A 4,670-nucleotide genomic window follows, 5' to 3' on the forward strand; every position below is an offset into this window, starting at 1 on the left:
GGCCGAGGCCGAACTGGCCGATGGGGCCGCCGGGCTGGAGCTGGTTCAGCCGCTGACCGGCCCAGTCGCCGACCGGGCCGGCGAAGGTGCTCAGACGGTCCTGCAGGGCCGGGACCAGCAGCAGCACGCCCGCGCCCAGCAGCAGGACGGCGCCCGCGCGGCGAACCACGGCGCCATCGAAGCCGAGGCCATAACCGATCGTCGCGATGAAAAGCCCGATGGTGCCGAAGGACAGGGCAAGGCCGGCGGCAAGGCCGAGCGGGCCCAGCGGGTGCCGTGCGCCGGCGGCGCCCAGCACGATGGGCAGCAGCGGCAGCACGCAGGGCGACAGGATCGACAGGACGCCGGCCAGAAAGGCCAGGGCTTCGTGACCGAACATTGCGCTCCGCCTCAGGGTGCGACGGCGCTTTGGATCAGCGCGGCGATGGAGTTGGGGCGCGTGTCGCCGATGGAACGGCCGGTCTCGACCTTGCCGCGATAGGCGATCAGCGTGCTCTGGCTGCGGGCACCGAAGGCGCGGACGACATCGGCCTGCCGGTCGAAATCGACCTCGAACACCAGCAGGGTCTCGTTGCCGGGGGCCGCCAGGAGACTGTCGATGATCGGCTTCTGCGCCCGGCAGGTCGGGCACCAGTCGGCGGCGATGTCGATCAGGATGGGGGCGCCGATGGCTTGCGCCTCGGAGAAGGCGGCGGCATCGAAGGGCAGGCGGCTGCCGGACCAGGCGGGGCCGGCGAGGGCGGCGAAAGCGGGCACGGCCAGAATGGCGGCCAGCACCTGGCGTCGGTTCATCGGATTATCCTTAGGGTCAGAGATCGCCCAGCCAGCGCAGCAGCAAGGCGGGCTCGAGCCGGCGGCGGTAGTCGGCGGTCAGGAAGCTATGGGTGATGATGCCGTCCCGCGAGACGACATAGGTGGCGGCGAGCGGCAATTCCCAGCTGTCGTCGCCATTGCGCGCGGGCAGGTCGACGCCGAAGGCGGCATAGATCGGCCGCAGGCGGTTATCCAGCGCATAGACGAGGCCGAACTGGCGCGCGACCACGTTGCCGACGTCGGAAAGCACGAGGAACGCCAGATTCAGCTTCTGCCGCATGTTCATGGAGCCGTCGGGCAGGGTGGGGGCGATGGCGACAAGGGTCGCGCCATGCTCCGCGATGGCGGGCAGATGCCGCTGCAACGCCGCCAGTTGCAGGTTGCAGTAAGGGCACCATTCGCCGCGATAGAAGGTGACGATCAGGGGCCCTTTGTCCAGCAGGGCGCGGCTGTCGAGCGTCCGGCCGGTGGCGTCCGGCAGGGTGAAATGCGGCATCGCGTCGCCGATGGTCAGGGCCTTGCCGGCGATGCCGCTGTCGGCCAGCGCCGCCAGGGCATCGGCCATCAGGGCGATGACATCGCCGGGGGCCTGCGCCGCGAAATCGCGGGTGAGATGTTCGAGTTGCTGTTCCAGCTCTCCGGCCAAAGTCGCCTCCATGCCCGTGTCGACCGATAACGCGGTCTCACATCGGGGTTCGCCGGCGGAACCCGAAGGTTTCATGCCGGCAGGGCATGGGAGGTCTGACGAGGGCGGGAAGCGTGATCGCCCCCGCCCAAGGGATCAGGCGCGGATGCGTTCGCCCTTCGGATCGTGGAAGGGGTGCAGCGAGACTGTCGCCGGGAAGCGTTCGGTGGCGATTTCGAGCTCGTAGCTGCCCGACAGCACGAAATCGGCGTCGACACCTGCCTCCCGCCGGACATAGCCGTAACCGATGGCCTTCCCCACCGTGTAGCCGAAGCCGCCGGACGACAGCCAGCCGACCCGCTCGCCGTTCCGATAAATGGTCTCGCGGCCCAGCAGCACGGCACCCGGATCGTCGACGGTGAAGCCCGCCATCAGCCGGGGCAGGGGCTTCGCCTTGGCCGCGACCAGGGCATCGCGGCCAAGGAAGGGGATGCCGGATTTCAGCTTCACGGTGAAGCCGAGGCCCGCCTGATAGGGATTGTGATCCGGCCCGATGTCGGAGCCCCAGGCGCGATAGCCCTTTTCCAGCCGCAGGCTCTCGATGGCGCGGTAGCCGGCGTCGGCCAGGCCGAGCCCCGCGCCGGCCTCGAACAGGGCATCGTAGAGCTTTGCCGCGAATTCGGTCGGGACATGAAGCTCCCAGCCCAATTCGCCGACATAGGTGATGCGGATGGCGAGGACGGGGGCGCCGCCGATCTGGATCTGCTTCGCCGTGCCGAAGGGGAGGGCTTCGTTGGAGACGTCGGCGTCGGTCAGCCTCGCCAGAATGTCCCGGCTCTTCGGTCCCATGAGGGACAGGGCCGAGAAGCCGGAGGTGACATCGACCAGATGGGCATCCAGCCCCTGTGGGATATTCCGCCGGATCCAGTCCATGTCATGGGTGGCGAAGCCGGTGCCGATGACGATGTAGTAACGATCCTGGGCCAGCCGGGTCAGGGTCAGGTCGGTCTCGATCCCGCCCCTGGCGTTCAGCATCTGGGTATAGATCACCTTGCCCGGCGGCTTGGCGACATCATTGGCGCAGATCCAGCCAAGCGCCTGTTCCGCATCCTTGCCGATGACATAGGCCTTGGCGAAACTGGTCTGGTCGAAGACGACGGCGGCCTCGCGGCAGGCCTTGTGCTCGCGCCCTACCGCCTCGAACCAGCCGGGCTTCGTGAAGGAATAGCGATCGACCGGGGTCTCGCCTTCGGCGGCGAACCAGTTCGGCCGCTCGAAGCCCAGTTTCTCGCCGAAACAGGCGCCCTTGGCTTTCAGCCGGTCGTAGAGCGGCGAGCGGCGCAGGGGCCGGCAGGAATTGAACTCCTCCGCCGGCCAGGCGATCGTGTAGTGACGGGCATAGGCTTCCAGCGTGCGGTCACGCACGAAGCCGGTATCCAAGTGGTTCTTGCCGAAGCGCCGGATGTCCACCGGCCACAGGTCATAGGGCGGCTCCCCGTCCGCGACCCATTCGGCCAGCGCCATGCCGGCGCCGCCAGCCGAGGCGATGCCGAAGGCATTGAAGCCCGCGCCGATGAAGAGGCCGGGCGCCTCCGGCGCCTCCCCGATCATCCAGTTGCCGTCCGGGGTGAAACTCTCGAGGCCGTTGATCATCTGCTTGACCCCGGTCTCGGCCAGCGCCGGCACCCGGCCGAGGGCGAGTTCCATGATCGGCTCGAAATGATCGAAGTCATCGTCGAGCAGGCGGAAGGCGAAATCCTCCGGCGCGCTCTGCCCGCTCCAGGGAATGGGGTTCGGCTCGTAACCGCCCATGACCAGGCCGCCGACCTCTTCCTTGCAATAGGTCAGGCGGTCGGGGTCGCGCAGCGTGGGCAGGGAGGAGGTAACCCCGGGGATGGCTTCGGTCATGATGTACTGGTGCCGGATGGGATAGAGCGGGACATTGACCCCGGCCTTGGCCGCCAGCACCCGTGTCCACAGCCCGCCGCACAGCACGACCTTCTCGGCCCGCACCACGCCCCTGTCGGTGACGATGCCGCGCACCCTTCCGTTCTCGATTACGAAATCGGAGACCGAGACAGTCTCGGCCATCTTCGCGCCGGCCATGCGCGCGCCCTTGGCGAGGGCCTGGGTGATGTCGGACGGGCTGGCCTGACCGTCTGTCGGAAGAAAAGCCGCGCCGACCAGATCGTCGATCGCCATCAGCGGCCAGAGGTCCCGGGCTTCCCCGGGGCTGAGGAGATGCATCTCGAGGCCGAAGCTGCGTGCCGTGGTCGCCTGGCGTTTCACCTCGATCCAGCGATCCTCGTTGCAGGCGAGGCGCAGGCCCCCGTTCATCTTCCAGCCGGTGGCCTGGCCGGTCTCGGCTTCGAGCTTGCGGTAAAGCTCGACAGAATAGCCCAGCAGCTTCGTGATATTGGCCGAGGTGCGCAGCTGGCCGACGAGACCGGCCGCGTGCCAGGTCGAGCCGGCGGTGAGCTGGTGGCGCTCGACCAGCAGGGTCTCGATGCCCCGCTTCGCCAGATGATAGGCCGTGGAACAGCCGACGATGCCACCGCCGACGACGATGACTTTGGCGCTTGCAGGCAGATCGCTCATGATCATTCCATGTCGAGGAAAAGGGTCCAGGCGGCTTCGAAACGCGCCAGGTTCTCGCCCGTGTAGGCGATATAGTCGAATTCGAGATCGGAATGGAGTTCCGAGACCATGCTCCACATCGCCTCGCGCAGCAGGGAGGCGCATTGCACCGCCTTGAAGCGGCGGCGCAGGGCATCGTCCGGGGGGCGCCCGAAATACTGGCCCAGCATCGCGTCCTCGTCCGTGGCATCGAAACCATTGTTGGACGACAGGCCACCAAGGTCGAACAGCGGCGAATTGAAACCGGCGTAATCCCAGTCCAGCAGCCACAGGCGCTTGCCATCGTCGATGAAGTTGGCGGCGAGCAGGTCGTTGTGACCAAAGACGAGGTCGATGGCGCCGGCCGCCCGCTCCAGCCGGCGGGCCTTGTCGGCGAATTCGGGCAGGCGGTCCAGCAGGCGGTGGTCGCCGTCGCGCAACGTATGCGCATAGTCGCTCAGGACGTGGAAGACATTGAACGACAGGAGGGGCCCACGCAGGTGGCCGGCGATGTCACGGTGGGTCCGGGCGATCAGGGCCGTGCAATCGTCCCGCCGCTTGCGAATGGCGGCGGCGCTCAGGGTGGTGCCCTCGATATAGTCGAGGACGAGGAGGC

General features: G+C 67.6%; 4 protein-coding genes and 1 pseudogene. All 5 read right to left on the reverse strand.

Going from position 1 to position 4,670, the window contains the following annotated elements; all coding sequences use genetic code 11:
- Window positions 1-379: pseudogene (locus WAZ62_RS09800) on the reverse strand (hypothetical protein); the annotation flags it as partial.
- An 11-nt stretch (window positions 380-390) separates the two neighbouring features.
- Entirely contained in the window at window positions 391-792 is a 402-nt protein-coding gene (locus tag WAZ62_RS09805; protein WP_422643338.1) for a thioredoxin domain-containing protein, read from the reverse strand.
- 16 nt (window positions 793-808) lie between these two features.
- Complete coding sequence (locus WAZ62_RS09810) at window positions 809-1,471, reverse strand: peroxiredoxin-like family protein (RefSeq protein WP_422643339.1); 663 nt, start codon at window positions 1,469-1,471, stop codon at window positions 809-811.
- Window positions 1,472-1,594: 123 nt separating this feature from the next.
- The gene (locus WAZ62_RS09815; protein ID WP_422643340.1) at window positions 1,595-4,036 is read right to left on the reverse strand and encodes a GcvT family protein; all 2,442 of its coding nucleotides are present in this window, start codon (window positions 4,034-4,036) and stop codon (window positions 1,595-1,597) included.
- 2 nt (window positions 4,037-4,038) lie between these two features.
- A partial coding sequence (locus WAZ62_RS09820) for a phosphotransferase family protein (protein ID WP_422643341.1) occupies window positions 4,039-4,670 on the reverse strand: 632 nt, incomplete at its 5' end.

This window comes from Zavarzinia sp., assembly GCF_049306435.1.
In the GTDB taxonomy this organism is placed as follows: domain Bacteria; phylum Pseudomonadota; class Alphaproteobacteria; order Zavarziniales; family Zavarziniaceae; genus Zavarzinia.

Coding starts and splice junctions, on each gene's coding strand:
- WAZ62_RS09805 (WP_422643338.1), bottom strand. CDS start 792: ATGAACCGACGCCAGGTGCTGGCCGCCATTCTGGCCGTGCCCGCTTTC.
- WAZ62_RS09810 (WP_422643339.1), bottom strand. CDS start 1,471: ATGGAGGCGACTTTGGCCGGAGAGCTGGAACAGCAACTCGAACATCTC.
- WAZ62_RS09815 (WP_422643340.1), bottom strand. CDS start 4,036: ATGAGCGATCTGCCTGCAAGCGCCAAAGTCATCGTCGTCGGCGGTGGC.